Below are 14,818 nucleotides of genomic sequence, written 5' to 3'. Positions count from 1 at the left end.
GATGACGAGTTTGCCGTTGCGCCGGGCACGGCCCAGCCAACAACGCGTATCGGCGCGTGGCGTAAGTGATTTCATCGATGCGGTGAACGCTGCGGGCCTGCAATTGCACAGTTTCATGCTCTACCGCGACGGTGCGGTGGTGGCCGAAGCATTTTGGGCGCCTTATCACGCTGCACGCCTGCATGTTCAGCACTCGGCGACCAAAAGCTGGATCGCCATGGCCGTCGGCCTGTTAGTGGATGACGGTGTGCTGTCGCTGGACGCCAAGGTGGTGGATTTTTTTGCCGCAGATTGCCCGTCATCCATCAGCGCCAACCTGGCGGCCATGACCGTGCGGGATTTGCTGACCATGCGCACCGGACATCGCCAGGGCATCTCCGGCGGGGCCTGGCGCGGGCGCAGTGACAGCTGGGTCAAATTGTTCCTCAGCGAGCCGGTCGAAGACCCGCCAGGGCAACGCTTCATCTACAGCAGTGCATCGAGCTTCATGCTCTCGGCGATTGTCAGTGTGGTCAGCGGCCAGACGGCGTTCGACCTGTGCAACGCGCGGATCTTCCAGCCCATGGGCATGGGCCCGATCGAGTGGGACCTTGCACCAGGAGGTTTCAACACCGGCGGCAATGGCCTCAGTTGCCGTACCGAAGACCTGCTCAAGTTCGGCGTGCTGCATCTGCAACAAGGCAACTGGGAGGGGCAGCAATTGCTGTCCCGCGAATGGGTGGCCGAAGCCACCCGTGGGCAGGTCGATGATGTGTGGATGGGCGCCTTCGATGGCAAGCGCTACCTGGGCCGCGACGAGTCGAGCGACGCCGGGATCACGCGCCGCGAAGGCTACGGCTATCAGTGGTGGATGACCCAGCACGGTGGTTATTACGCCTCAGGCGTGTTTGGCCAGCAGTGCATCGTGTTGCCCCGCCATAACGCGGTGATTGCGTTTACCGCCGGGCTGCCACTGGGCGAGCGGCGCTTGCACAGCTTGCTCTGGGAACACCTGTTGCCGGCGCTGGGCGTGCCCACCGACGGCGCGGTGGATGCCGAACTGGCGGCGTTGCTGGCGCACCAGCAGCGGCCCGTCATGTCCGGTGCTTCGCACTCACCGCGCCAGGCCGAGTTCAGCGGCACGTTCGTCATCGAGGCCAATGAAGACCAGGTCAACGAGGTACGCCTGCAGTTCGGCAGTGAACATTGTGATTTCTACCTCACCGACCCCCGTGGCACCCACTGTATTCGCGCCGGGCTGGCCGATGGCATCGAAAGCCAGACCAGCATGACCGGCCACTATCTGCATCACCAATATCAGCCGGAGCTCACCCCGGTGGTCGCGCAGGCGCGCTGGAGCGACGACGGGGTGTTGTGCATGACCTGGCAGTTTGTCGAGACCGCGTTTTGTGACCAGGTCACTTGCCGCATCGAACACGGCATCTTGTCTGTGGACCGCAGCGTCAACGTTAACGCAGGCCCGTTGCAGCGCCCGACGCTGACCGGCCATCCAACCATTGCTTTGCAGGAGTCGCCATGAACGATCTTTCCAACCCTTCAGGTTCCGCCAGCGGCGCGTTCTGGGCACCGTTTACCCCGATGCGTCAGTTCCAGCAACAACCGATGATGTTCGCCAGTGCCGACGGCATGCACTACACCACCACCGATGGACGCCGCGTACTCGACGCGATGGCGGGGCTGTGGTGCGTCAACGCTGGGCATGGCCAGCCGAAAATCGTCGAAGCCATTCGTGAAGCGGCGGGGCGCCTGGACTTTGTGTCGTCATTCAAGATGAGCCACCCCCAGGCCTTGGAAATGGCCGAGCGCCTGATCGAAATCAGCCCCGCCGGCATGGAGCAAGTGTTCTTCACCAACTCGGGCTCTGAGGCGGTGGACACCGCGCTGAAGATCGCGCGGGCTTATCACCAGGCGCGTGGCGACTGCCGCCGTACCCAGTTTATCGGGCGCGCCAAGGGCTATCATGGCATGGGCTTCGGTGGGCTGTCGGTCTCCGGCATCGGCCGTCAGAAGCGTGACTTTGGCCCGCTGCTGGGGGAGGTCTCGCACCTGCCGCTGCCGTATGACGCGGGGATGCGTTTCAGCGTCGGGCAGCCGCAGCAGGGCGCCAGTTACGCCGATGCGCTGACACAGTTGCTGGACATCCAGGACCCCAGCACCGTGGCCGCCGTGATTGTCGAGCCAGTGACCGGTTCAGGCGGCGTTTACCCACCGCCCCAGGGCTATTTGCAGCGCCTGCGTGAGATTTGCACGCGGCACGGCGTGCTGCTGATTTTCGACGAGGTGATCACCGGCTTTGGTCGTGTCGGTGCTGCCTTTGCCGCGCAAGCCTTCGGCGTGACCCCGGACCTGATCACCACCGCCAAAGGCCTGACCAACGGCGCGGTACCCATGGGTGGGGTACTGGTCAGCGGTGCGGTATATGAAGCGTTCATGGCCGGGCCGGCCAATGTCATTGAACTGATGCACGGCTACACCTATTCGGCGCATCCGCTGGCGTGTGCGGCCGGGTTGGCGACCCTTGAGGTGCATCGTGAATTGGGCATCAACCAACACGTCAACGCTGTGAGCGGGCTCTGGCAGTCGACCGCACTCGCGTTGCAGGGCGTCGGACCGGTGCTGGACGTACGCGCTATCGGTTTGCTCTGCGCCGTTGAACTTGAGCCGCGTCCAGGCGCTCCAGGTGCGCGGGGTAGCGAAGTTGCGCAGTGGTGCTTCGATAACGGCGTACTGGTGCGCGGCTCGGGCGACACCATCGTGATATCGCCACCGCTGGTGATCAGCCCACAGGAGATCGCCCAGGTGTTCGACACCCTGGCGAGCGCCCTGAAACACGTGGCCTGAAGGGAGTCCAAAGCATGTCGGACCTGTTTGAGTTCTATATTGACGGTGCCTGGGTCCAGCCCCACGGTACAACCGTCGAAACCGTGGTAAACCCCTCTACCGAGCAGGTTGTCGGGCGCATTATCCTTGGCGATAGCCATGACGTGGACCGTGCGGTCAGCGCGGCCAGGCAAGCGTTTTCGGGGTTCGCGGCGAGTTCTCTGGAGGCACGCATCGAACTGCTGCAACGCATTATCCAAGCCTACAAACACCACAGCGAGGCGTTGATTGAAGCGGTGCACCTGGAGATGGGCGCACCGCTGTCCCTGGCCCGCAGTGCCCATGTGCCGGCAGGCCTGGGCCACCTGACACAGGCGTTGGAGGTGCTACGCGAGTACCGCTTCGAACGACGCCTGGGTAATACGCTGGTGGTGCGCGAGCCCATCGGCGTGTGCGCCCTGATCACGCCCTGGAACTGGCCGCTCAACCAACTCACCTGCAAGCTCGCGCCAGCGCTGGCGGTGGGTTGCACCGTTGTGCTCAAACCCAGTGAGCGTGCGCCGTTGTCGGCCCGAATCATTGCCCAGGTGCTGCATGAGGCCGGGGTGCCCAAGGGTGTGTTCAACCTGGTCAACGGCGACGGCCCCGGGGTGGGCGCCGCGCTGGCAAGCCATGCCGAGGTGGACATGGTGTCTTTCACTGGTTCCACCCGCGCGGGCGTCGCGGTGGCCAAGGCGGCGGCGGAGACAGTCAAGCGTGTGTCCCAGGAACTGGGCGGCAAATCCGCGAATATCCTGCTCGACGATGCCTGCCTGCCCAGCGCGGTGCGTCATGGGGTGCTGGGCTGCATGCGCAACAGTGGCCAGTCATGCAACGCGCCGACACGCCTGTTGGTGCCGCGTGCACAGCAACCGGCGGTGATCGAGATCGCCCGGCAAGTGCTCGCGCAGGTGTGTTACGACGACAGCAACCCGCTCATGGCTATCGGCCCTGTCGCCAACGGCATGCAGTTCGCTCGGGTCCAGGCCTTGATCGCCCAGGCCATCGCCGAAGGTTCGCAGTTGGCTGCTGGGGGAGCAGGGCGTCCTGAAGGTATTGAGCGTGGTTACTACGTGCGACCGACTGTATTTGCCGATGTCACACCGGACATGCTGGTGGCGCGCGAAGAAATCTTCGGCCCGGTCTTGGCGATCATCCCGTATGACAGCGAAACCGAGGCGATAGCCATCGCCAACGACAGCCCCTATGGCCTGTCTGGCTACGTCACCTCGGCCAGTCTTGAACGCAGCCGCCAGGTTGCCCGTCAACTGCGTACCGGCATGGTCCACCTCAATGGTGCCCGTGCCGACCAGGCCGCGCCGTTTGGCGGCTACAAGCAGTCGGGCAACGGTCGTGAGTGGGGCGAGTACGGGTTTGACGAGTATCTGGAGAGCAAGTCGCTGTTTGGGTATTAGCGGTTTCAGCCGGTTTTTCAGAGACTCTCTGGATCCCCAAAGAACATTTTGAGTGGGCTCTAGTACGGCGATTTCAGGTCTCGAAATTTCTAGCGTGCCCCATTTTCCCACCCAACGCTAACTGGGCTCGGGCGCAAGTCAGCCTTAACCCAGAATACGGCTCTTAACGGCGCCAATAGTTCTCATTTTTTTGGCTTTTATGGTAGGTAAATCCATTATATTGTGGTTATAGCTGGAAATTATTCGATAAGCCCCAGGTTCTGTGAGTTAAGTTACTTGATAGGGTTGGTCGTTAATTCTATAATTTTGTGGATTAACTGGCACGGAATTGGTTTGGTGCACACTATGTTGGATTTAAGCTTCAGCAAGCCGAGTGAGGTCGTCAAGCGCCTCTGCGATCGCCTGCGTACAGAGCGCTTGGCGCTGGACATGACGCAAGCCGACTTGGCCGGACGTGCCGGCATCGGCACAAACACAGTGTCCAACCTTGAAGCAGGGCGCAATGTCGGATTCGAGAACGTCGTCCGTGTGGCGATTGCTCTTGGTCGAATCAAGGAACTTGAAGGCCTGTTCCTGCCAAAGCTGGACAGCATCGATGATATTCGACGCTACGAAAACAGCGCCAATCGCCTCCGTACAAAGAGGAAGTCCGGCAATGCTTGAGCAGGTGAACGTCTTCTACGAGGGCTGGGGTGAACGATGGCAATGGGGCACGCTGGTCTCCACAACGGCCCTTACCGGTCGCCCGCTGATTGTGTTCGAGTACAGCAATGAAGCCAGGCAACGGGGCTTGGAACTGTCCTCCTACAGGCTTGCGTTGGAGGGAGCTCAGTTGCGCCAAGATTTTCCAGACCACCAACTGTACTTACCAGGGCCTGTTTACGATGCGTTGCCGGATGGGTGGGGCATGTTGCTGATGGACCGTATGTTCAGGCGCCGCGGGCTCACCACGGCGCGCATCGGCTCACTGGAACGGCTGGCCTACATCGGTAGCAATGCAATGGGGGCCATGACGTTTGAGCCCGTGGCGCCCGAAGGTCAGGAGTCTGAAGTCCACATCCCGCTGGAACAGCTTGCTGCCCAAGTGCAGGAAGTGCTCCATGGAGACGGTGGTGAGTTCCTGCAGACGTTGCTGCTGGTGGGTGGCTCGCCTCAAGGTGCAAGGCCTAAGGCCCTCGTCTATCGCGACCCCGAAACTGGCCGTTTTACCACTGCCGTTACGGCAGGCTTTGAAGCTTGGTTGGTCAAGTTCCCGGCGAAAGAAGAGCATGCCGAAGTGTGCGCTATCGAAATGGTCTACGCCGAGTGCCTGCGCATGTGCGGCATCAACACCCCTGACACGCAGTACTTCAGTCTGCCTAATGGGTTGGCTGCGTTTGCTAGTAAGCGATTTGACCGTCGGGATGGTATGCGCGTACCCATGCAAAGCCTCGCGGCCTTTACGGGGGCGAATTACCGGTCTCCGGGGGTGTTGGATTACGTCAACTTCTTGCGGGCAACACAGATGTGCACCAATGACGTGCGAGAGATGGCGGTGGCCTTCGAACGTGCTGTCTTCAATGTTGCGTTCAACAACCGAGACGATCACTCCAAAAACTTTGCCTACATCATGTCGCAAGACGGCCAGTGGCAACTGTCCCCGGCTTACGATGTGACCTTCTGCGAGGGGCCAGGTGGATATCACCAGATGGATGTGATGGGAGAAGCCCTATCGATTTCCCGCACGCAAATGCTTCGGCTTGCCGAGGAAGCCGAGGTGCCCCCGGACGTTGCCGGTAGAATGATTGACGGCATTTGCGATGTGGCGAGCCGATTTGCAAGCATCGCCGAGAACCTATACCCGCAGGTTATTACTCGAGACACCTTGCGAACGATCCAAGACCGCATCGATCAGAACGTAGCCCGGTTACACCACGGTCATGCGGGCAGCGGTCGCCGTTGAAGATTGGGAGGAGCGGGCGACTCTCCTTATCAAAGCATGCCCTCAGATATGCCCCCAATGTAGCAATCCACTGGAAGTGAATGGAGCTCCATGGTTTGTGGAAAGGCAGAAATGATCAGTTGAACAGCCTGCCCGCCGACACCTAGAGACTGTCCGGGTCCCCAAAAAACATCTGAATCCGCGACCGCAACCAGCGCTCACCCGGATCGTTATCCTGGGAGCCGCGCCACGCCATGTGCAGTTCAAAACTGCGTACCGGCAACGGCGGGTCTTCGGCGCGCAAGCCGCCAGCAGCGGTCAGGGCTTCGGCGGTGTAGTCCGGCACGGTCGCCAGGATGTCGGTGCCGGCCAGCAAGGTACCCAGGCCGTTGAACTGCGGAACCGCCAGGACCACATGGCGCTTGCGGTCGAGCTTTTCCAACTCTTCATCAATGAACCCACTCAGGTCACCGGCGAAGGAGACCAGGGCGTGGGGGCGGGCGCAGAAGTCGTCCAGGCTCAATGCGCCAGGCACGCTGTCGGCGCGTAGCAGTTTGGGCAGGCTGCGGCGCAGGACCTTGCGCTTGGCGTTGGCCGGCAGGTCGGTGGTGTAGCTGACACCGATGGAGATTTCCCCGGAGGCCAGCAGGCCCGGCATCAGGATGTAATTGACGCGACGGATTACCAGCACGATACCCGGTGCTTCGGCGCGCAGGCGTTTGAGCAGTTGCGGCAGCAAGGCAAACTCGACATCGTCCGACAGGCCAATGCGAAACACGGCGGTGCTGGTGGCTGGATCGAATTCGGCGGCGCGGCTGACGGCGGTGGAAATCGAGTCCAGGGCCGGCGAGAGCAGGGCGAAGATCTCCACCGCCCGGGCCGAGGGCTCCATGCTGCGCCCGGTACGCACGAACAGCGGGTCATCGAACAGCCCGCGCAGGCGTGACAAGGCAGCGCTGATGGCCGGCTGGCCGAGGAACAACTTCTCGGCGGCACGGGTCACACTGCGCTCATGCATCAAGGTTTCGAACACGATCAACAGGTTCAGGTCGACACGACGCAGGTCGTTACGGTTCATCTTGTGTCCTGGCAGATTCAGCAAACTTGACGTGAGCGGCCACATGACAACAATGGCCGGCATGAATCTTACGGGGAAAGGCTGGTACTCTGCACCGGCTAATTCAGTTTTCCTACGCCGCCTAGGATATTTTCCTAGGCGGTGGAATCAATGACAGACATGACGACTATTAATGGCGACCGGTGGCCTTGCCCCGAAAGCCCAGATAAAGTTCATGGCATTAGAGGTTACTTTGGCGAGGTTTGCGATGTCCCGCACGATCCGTTTTCACAAGTTTGGTCCGGCCGAGGTGCTCAAGTGCGAAGAGCATGAAGCCACGTTGCCCGCACCGGGCGAAGTGCAGGTGCGTGTCGAAGCGATTGGCATCAGCTGGTACGACATTCTCTGGCGGCAGAACCTGGCGTCTTCCCATGCTCGCTTGCCTTCGGGCCTTGGCCATGAAATGGCTGGCGTAGTCGTGGCGGTGGGCGAGGGTGTCGATGACCTGGCGGTGGGTGACAAGGTCGCCAGCTTCCCAGCCGAGAGCCCCAATGATTACCCAGTGTATGGCGAGCTGATTGTCCTGCCCCGTTCGGCCCTGACCCGTTATCCGGATATCTTGAGCCCGGTGGACGCGAGCGTGCATTACACGCCGCTGTTGATTGCCTACTTTGCCTACATCGACCTGGCGCGGGTCAAGCCCGGGCAGTTTGCCTTGGTTACGGATGCCAGCCATTGTGCCGGGCCTTCGTTTGTGCAATTGGGCAAGGCCCTGGGGGTGCGGGTGATCGCTGCCACCAAGTCACCGGAGGAACGCGAATATCTGCTGTCCCTGGGTGCCGAAAAGGTCATCGTCACCGAAGAGCAGGACCTGCTGATGCAGATCAACAAGTTCACCGATAACCGCGGTGTGGATGTGGTGTTCGACGGCCTCGGCGGCCCGCAGATGTCGCTGTTGGGCGATGTCCTCGCGCCACGGGGCAGCCTGGTGCTGTATGGCCTGCAAGGCGGCAACCAGACACCTTTCCCGGCCTGCGCCGCGTTCCAGAAGAACATTCAGTTCTTTGTGCACTGTATCGGTAATTTCACTGGCAAGCCGGAACTGGGCATTATCCAGGATCAGGCAGCGTTGCAACGGGCCCTGCGTGATATCAACCAACTGACTGCAGACGGTGTGCTGGTACCGCTCAAGACCCGGGTATTTCCGTTCAGCGAGTTTGTCGATGCCCATCGTTACATGGACGAATGCCCGTGCCGCGAGCGGGTGGCTTTGCAGGTTGAAGCTGTTTGATCTGTGGGAATGTTCGTAAACGGACATTCCGGCTGTGCTTGCCATGGGGCAAATACGCCATTTAGAAGGACAGGATCTACGTCCCTTGCTGATTCTTCTGCCGGGATTTTGTCCCCGCAAAACCTGCCTTTGATACCGCCGCTGCCCTGAATCCCAGAGCAGCGGCGTTTTACATGGGTACTGCTGTACATGCCGGCTCACCAAACTGCACTGGTTTTTGCGCCGAGTCTGTATCTTCTAATCATCAAGCAAGCGCTGATAATTGCCCGGTCACTTTCATCTCAAGGACTGAGCAATGATTGCAGAAAACAAATCAAAACATCGGCTCGCTGTAACTAACAAGTCGTCTTGTATGCCGACCCAAGGACATAGGTCTGTAGAGAGAGCCTTTAAGTGCGCCCAAACTAAATCCAGACTCTTCCCCGCGCTATATATGTCGGATCCTTCTTTAATGTTTGAGTTAAAGGTTGGTAGGAAGTTGTAAGACGGATCCTAGGCCTGCCAGAAGGCCAGCGTAAGGGCTTTCTTCAGCCGGTGATGGCGTCTTCGTCGGGATGTTCCAACTGGCGTTTTGTTGTGTGGTGCTAACATTTAGCTATCAGCCTTAATCGCAACAGGCGCCAACTTTAAGTAAACAGCAGCTCGTGCAGGCACGCCTAACTGCTTGCCCGGGACTGACAGTTAACCTCAGGTAGTAAAGCTATGAGCGCTATTCACGAACAAGCCATGAACTATGTTTACCAGCAAGTGTTGCAACGGTTGCAGGGCCACTTCTCACGGGCGGAGCGCACCGCACTTCAGTTATTGATTCAGCGGTTGATTGTGGCGGCTGGGGGCATCGAGCAAATCGGCGACTACAAAATACTGGTCGCCCATGGGGGCGGCAAAGGCAGCAGTTACGCACTGGCTTTACTGCGTGCCGCCCAATTGACCATCGCCGGGCGTGCGCCGAGGAGTTTTCAATTGCGTGTCGCTACCCTGCGCCATACAGGGATGACGCAAGCGGCGCTGGACAGCATTCATCGGGGCTACAGCGCGTTGTTTTTCCATGACGACCCCAGGGTCGAGTTATTGATGGTGGAAAACCAGGAAGTTATGCCCTTCAACCACTTACGCCCGTCTTCCACGGTGGCTCAGGATGTTGGCCGCCGTAACCTGTTGATGGTCGGGCATATGAATTCGGGGGATATCCGCGCCAGTTTGTGCAACGACGGCTACTTGTCCCTGGGGGATTTTTATCGCCGCATCACTGCATGGGACGGTGGGGTGCATGCCCTGGTCAGCAGTGATTCGCCGCGTAAGCAGAATCAATACCTGGCATGGCTGGCCAGGACCACCCGTGCTGCGGGCATGAAAGGTCCCTTCGGACGGCCACTGGCGCTCAACGCTCTGTTCACCCACATGGATGATTGCAGCGCGGGCTATTATCGCGATGTCTATGGTGAACATTACGCGGCACAGGATGCCTCCTCCAAGGAAGTGCATCGACACCTGGCCTACATCGGCGCGGCCGACCTGTTGCGCGGTGGGGAGCAGGACTCTACGGCATTACTCAACGATTTCATGGGTTACAAGCAAGATGAGTTTGCCTTTCAGTTCAGCACCCCGGCCTACGCCAACCCGTTTCTGATGGCCCACCTGCATGGCCTGCATGCACAAGTGCTACAGGGTCTTGACTATCAACAGGGTGTCACGCGGTTTATCGAACAAGCCATCGGCTTTATGCGTCGTAAAAAAATCCCCGAATTGCTGATTGCCCAGGCCGGGACCAGGGATGGACGCGTGCTGGCGGCGACCTACGCTCGCGAGTTCTTTGGCCTGGAAGAAAGCCAGCTGGTATGCCTGTTGTTTTCACCCTTTATCCAGCAAGGGCAACGCCTGGAAGCCTTCTTGCGTCGCTGTCATCCCGGCATGCTGGTGGCGCTGCCCGAGCTGCACAAAGCCCTGGAGGGCAAGCCGTCGGCAGAGTTGATTCAGCATTGGATTGTTGACGCCAGTGGTTTACCCCTCACGCTTTTGCAGCACCTGTACCACGCCAATGCCGCGGCCAATGCCGCTTGTATCAACAGCGAGGATCCGGCCACGGGGCCGCACGGCGTGCCAGGGCACTGAGGGTGGTTGCGCTACGGCAGCCATGGATCGGGCAGAAACCGTCATGAGGAGGGATAAACAGACAGACTTCGCCTATCAGGCTGTCTATCGCTACATGATCAATCTGATCAACGAAGTGGGCACAGAGGCCAGGGTCAAACTACCGTCCTTGCGGCACTTGGCAGAGCGTTTGAATGTATCGATTTCCACCATTCAATACGCCTACTCGCTGCTGGAAAAGGAGGGCAGGGTGTATTCGGTGGCCAAGTCCGGCTATTACGCCTTGCCCATTGCCCTCAATACGCCGTGCTGCACCGCAGGGGATTTGCTCGAACGCCTGTATGTCGGGGCGCGCAGGCCGGGGATGTTAGTACTCAGCGCCGATGAACCGGCACAACTGCTGTCCCTGGACGGCCCTTTGCTGCAATTGGAACGTGAACTGGTGCGCCAGTACCCGCGCCAGTTGCAGCCCTATTCCCAGCCGTGTGGTATCTGGGAGCTGCGTGCGGCGCTGGCGGCACGTTATACCCAATCGCCGACACGTTGCTGGCAGGCGGATGATGTCTATGTCGGCGCTGATCTGCGGGGAGTGCTGGCCATCCTGATCGAGGTGCTGGCACTCAAAGGTGCGGCGGTGTTGGTGGAGTCGCCGTGTGACTGGTTGATCCTGCGCCTGCTGCAAGACGCCGGAGTGCGGGTGATTGAGTGGCCGTGCAACGAGCAGGACGGGCTTGACCTGGCCTATCTGGAACAGCAACTGCGTGCCGAGAACGTGCAGTTGGCATTGCTGTCCTCGACCCCGGGTCTGCCCACGGGCAAAGCCATGTCCCTGGCGGATCAGGTGCAGGTGGCAGGGTTGCTGGAGCAACATGCCTGCTGGCTGTTGGAGAATGACATCCAGGGCGGGTTGGAATTCGAGGCCCGTTCCTGCTACTTGCGCGATTGGGTGAATCCTGACCGACTGATGGTGTTTTCCACCTTCGAAAAAGTTATGGGCCCGGAAGCGCCCTACGGTTATCTGCTCTCGCGGCACCTGAGCACGCAGCTGCAGCGTCAATTCCTGTTGCGTGCGTTTCGTTTGTCGTCGATTCGCCAGCGGGCGATTGCCCGGCTGTACCACAATGGCCGCCTTGACCAGCATTTGCAGGCCTTGCGCAGCCTGCTCAAGGGGCACACGGCAGCGATGCAGGCGCGTCTGGTCGAGCATTTGGGCGAGCGTGTGACATACCGCGCGCCGCAGGCAGGCGCCACCCACTGGTTGCGCTCGACTGAGGCCGTCGATATGCGCCGGGTATTCCAGACCATGCTGGCGCGCCAAGTAGTGATTGCCCCTGGCGAATTGTTCAGCGTAAGCGGCCTGTACCAGCAGCACTTTCGCCTGAGTCATGTGGTCAGCAGTCATCACAGCCTGGACCTGGTGCTGGAGGAGTTGGCACGGGCACTCAAGCAAGGGCAGAACGGATGAATAGGCCGCGTGGGAAATATCGCGGGTTGATGTGGGATAGATACCGTCGCTTGGCGGTCGAACTCCCAGTAAACTGTATTCTTTTTCCGAATCCTTCTTTTCAGAGGTTTTTGCATGACTCTCAGTCCTTTTGCGGGCAAACCGGCGCCAGCTCAATTGCTGGTGGACATCCCGCGACTGGTGACGGCCTATTACACCGGCCAGCCCGATGCAGCAATCTCCACTCAACGCGTGGCTTTTGGTACCTCCGGGCACCGTGGCAGCTCTTTTGACTTGAGCTTCAATGAATGGCACGTATTGGCCATCAGCCAGGCCATCTGCCTGTACCGCGAAGCGCAAGGCATCAATGGCCCGCTGTTTGTCGGCCTCGACACCCATGCACTGTCCACGCCGGCGGGCGCCAGCGCCCTGGAAGTGCTGGCGGCCAACGGCGTGTATGTGATGCTCGCCGAAGGCGATGAATACACACCGACCCCGGCGATTTCCCACGCCATCCTCTGCTACAACCGTGGTCGTACCAGCGGGTTGGCCGATGGCATTGTCATCACCCCGTCCCATAACCCGCCCCAGAGCGGCGGTTATAAATACAACCCGCCCAACGGCGGCCCGGCCGATACCCATGTCACCAAATGGATCGAAGCCAAGGCCAACGAGCTTTTGGCGGCCAAGCTGGCCGGAGTCAAGCGCATTACTCACGCCCAGGCACTGAAAGCTGACACCACCCACCGCCACGACTACCTCAATACCTACGTGGCCGACCTGGTCAATGTCATCGACATGGACGCCATCCGCAGCTCCGACCTGCGCCTGGGCGTGGATCCATTGGGTGGAGCAGGGGTGCGCTACTGGTCGGCTATCGCCGAGCATTACCGTTTGAACCTGGAAGTGGTGAACACTGAGGTCGACCCGACTTTCCGCTTCATGAGCGTGGACTGGGACGGCCAGATTCGCATGGACCCGTCCTCCAGCTATGCGATGCAAGGCTTGATCGGGCTCAAGGAACGCTTCGATGTTGCGTTCGCCTGCGATCCGGACCACGACCGCCACGGCATCGTTACCCCCTCTGGCGGGCTGTTGGCGCCAAACAACTACCTGGCCGTGTCCATCGACTACCTGTTCCAGAACCGTCCCCAGTGGCGTGCTGATGCCGCCGTGGGTAAAACCGTGGTCAGCAGTGGCTTGATCGACCGCGTGGCCGCGCGCATCGGCCGGCGCCTGTACGAAGTGCCGGTGGGCTTCAAATGGTTTGCGGACGGGCTGTTCGAAGGCTCCCTGGGCTTTGGCGGCGAAGAAAGCGCGGGGGCTTCGTTCCTGCGCAAGGACGGCAGCGTGTGGAGCACTGACAAGGACGGCTTGATCCCGGCTTTGCTGGCCGCGGAAATGACCTCGCGCAAAGGCCAGGACCCGAGCCAGATCTACCGTGGCCTGACTGACGCCCTGGGCGAACCCTTCGCCATTCGTGTGGATGCCAAGGCCACGCCGGCGCAGAAAGCGCTGCTGGGCAAGTTGGCGCCGGAGCAGGTCACGTCCACGCAATTGGCCGGGGAAAGCATCCAGCAGATCCTCAGCCATGCGCCGGGTAACGACCAGGCGATTGGCGGGCTGAAAGTCATGACCGAAAACGGCTGGTTTGCGGCGCGGCCGTCGGGCACCGAGGATATCTACAAGATCTATGCCGAGAGCTTTATTGGCGAAGATCACCTCAAGCGCCTGGTGGAAGAGGCGCAGGTGTTGGTGGATGGTGCGATCACCCCTAACTGACACCCAGCCGTAAAACATGTAGGAGCGGGCTTGCTCGCGATAGCGGTCTACCAGTCACAGTAATAGTGACTGACCCACCGCCATCGCGAGCAAGCCGCTCCCACATTGGTTTTTGAGTCTGGCTTGAGATCAGGCCAGGTCCACCAGCACCACTTCGCTGTCTTCGATCGCGGTCACCCGCAGTACGCGCTCATCCTGCACCGCAACACCATCGCGCGCCTGTGCCTGCAAGCCATTGACCTCAATCACCCCGGTCGCCGGCACCAGGTACGCCCGGCGTCCTGCATCCAAGTGATACTCGGCACTTTCCCCGGCCTTCAAGTTGGCCGCCACCAGGCGTGCATCGGCACGGATGCGCAGGCTTTCATTGTCACCCTGTTTGCCGCTGGCCAAGGTCACAAACCCTTCGCGGTCGCCCTTGGGAAAAGGCTTGGCGCCCCAGGAAGGAGGCAAGCCCGCTTCATTGGGAATGATCCATATCTGGAAAATCTTGGTCGCCGTGGCCTCCAGGTTGTATTCGCTATGGGCAATCCCGGTGCCGGCACTCATCACCTGTACGTCGCCAGCCTCGGTACGGCCCTTGTTGCCCAGGTTATCGGCATGGCTGATGGCACCTTCACGCACATAGGTGATGATTTCCATGTCCCGGTGTGGATGCTGCGGGAAACCAGTGCCCGGCGCGATGATGTCGTCGTTCCACACCCGCAGGTTGCCCCAGTGCATACGCTGAGGGTCGTGGTACTCGGCGAATGAAAAGTGATGATGGGCATCCAGCCAACCGTGATTGGCACCGCCCAGGGAAGTAAAAGGTCGAAGTTCAAGCATGATCGTCTCCTGTTGATGGGCTTATCATCCGCCGAGGCATAATCGATAAAAAGCGTAAAAAATGCCTGATTCTTATCGGGTTATTCGATTGTTTTTCCAGCGCCAGAACTAGACCCCAGCTTCACTTCATCGC

11 protein-coding genes are annotated in these 14,818 nt (G+C 60.0%); 9 read left to right on the top strand and 2 right to left on the bottom strand.

Going from position 1 to position 14,818, the window contains the following annotated elements; all coding sequences use genetic code 11:
• The first annotated feature begins 1 nt into the window (after position 1).
• The 5 genes from FJD34_RS02105 (at position 2) to FJD34_RS02085 (ending at position 6,216) form a co-directional block, all read left to right on the top strand.
• Positions 2–1,519 (top strand): serine hydrolase domain-containing protein, encoded by a 1,518-nt coding sequence (locus FJD34_RS02105; RefSeq protein WP_032860457.1) that lies wholly within the window; start codon positions 2–4, stop codon positions 1,517–1,519.
• Positions 1,516–2,841: an omega-aminotransferase AptA gene (gene aptA / locus FJD34_RS02100; RefSeq protein WP_032860456.1), complete on the top strand. Its 1,326-nt coding sequence runs from the start codon at positions 1,516–1,518 to the stop codon at positions 2,839–2,841. Before FJD34_RS02105 ends, aptA begins: the two co-directional genes overlap by 4 nt.
• 14 nt (positions 2,842–2,855) lie before the next feature.
• Complete coding sequence (locus tag FJD34_RS02095; RefSeq protein ID WP_090291094.1) at positions 2,856–4,274, top strand: aldehyde dehydrogenase family protein; 1,419 nt, start codon at positions 2,856–2,858, stop codon at positions 4,272–4,274.
• Between the two features lie 345 nt (positions 4,275–4,619).
• Entirely contained in the window at positions 4,620–4,937 is a 318-nt protein-coding gene (locus tag FJD34_RS02090; RefSeq protein ID WP_090291095.1) for a helix-turn-helix domain-containing protein, read from the top strand.
• Positions 4,930–6,216, top strand: coding sequence for a type II toxin-antitoxin system HipA family toxin (locus FJD34_RS02085; RefSeq protein WP_090291096.1), 1,287 nt, complete (start codon positions 4,930–4,932; stop codon positions 6,214–6,216). Before FJD34_RS02090 ends, FJD34_RS02085 begins: the two co-directional genes overlap by 8 nt.
• A gap of 142 nt (positions 6,217–6,358) precedes the next feature.
• Here FJD34_RS02085 and FJD34_RS02080 read toward each other — a convergent pair whose 3' ends face one another.
• Positions 6,359–7,273, bottom strand: a complete 915-nt coding sequence (locus FJD34_RS02080; protein ID WP_065943183.1) for a LysR family transcriptional regulator — start codon at positions 7,271–7,273, stop codon at positions 6,359–6,361.
• A 247-nt stretch (positions 7,274–7,520) separates the two neighbouring features.
• On the opposite strand from FJD34_RS02080, the gene FJD34_RS02075 reads away from it, so the two are divergent.
• The 4 genes from FJD34_RS02075 (at position 7,521) to pgm (ending at position 13,860) form a co-directional block, all read left to right on the top strand.
• Positions 7,521–8,543 carry a zinc-dependent alcohol dehydrogenase family protein gene (locus FJD34_RS02075; protein WP_032860451.1) on the top strand — a complete coding sequence of 341 codons (1,023 nt, stop codon included), beginning with the start codon at positions 7,521–7,523 and terminating at the stop codon, positions 8,541–8,543.
• Between the two features lie 702 nt (positions 8,544–9,245).
• On the top strand, positions 9,246–10,655 hold the full coding sequence (locus tag FJD34_RS02070; protein ID WP_050593359.1) for a hypothetical protein: 1,410 nt from the start codon (positions 9,246–9,248) through the stop codon (positions 10,653–10,655).
• A 43-nt stretch (positions 10,656–10,698) separates the two neighbouring features.
• Entirely contained in the window at positions 10,699–12,099 is a 1,401-nt protein-coding gene (locus FJD34_RS02065; protein ID WP_032860450.1) for an aminotransferase-like domain-containing protein, read from the top strand.
• A gap of 114 nt (positions 12,100–12,213) precedes the next feature.
• Positions 12,214–13,860, top strand: a complete 1,647-nt coding sequence (gene pgm, locus FJD34_RS02060; protein ID WP_090291097.1) for a phosphoglucomutase (alpha-D-glucose-1,6-bisphosphate-dependent) — start codon at positions 12,214–12,216, stop codon at positions 13,858–13,860.
• A gap of 129 nt (positions 13,861–13,989) precedes the next feature.
• On the opposite strand, the gene FJD34_RS02055 is transcribed toward pgm, so the two are convergent.
• Positions 13,990–14,685, bottom strand: a complete 696-nt coding sequence (locus FJD34_RS02055) for a pirin family protein (protein WP_032860448.1) — start codon at positions 14,683–14,685, stop codon at positions 13,990–13,992.
• Positions 14,686–14,818: the final 133 nt, after the last annotated feature.

The organism is Pseudomonas brenneri, assembly GCF_007858285.1.
GTDB classification, from domain to species: domain Bacteria; phylum Pseudomonadota; class Gammaproteobacteria; order Pseudomonadales; family Pseudomonadaceae; genus Aquipseudomonas; species Aquipseudomonas brenneri.
This window is presented reverse-complemented; position numbering and strand designations above follow the sequence as displayed.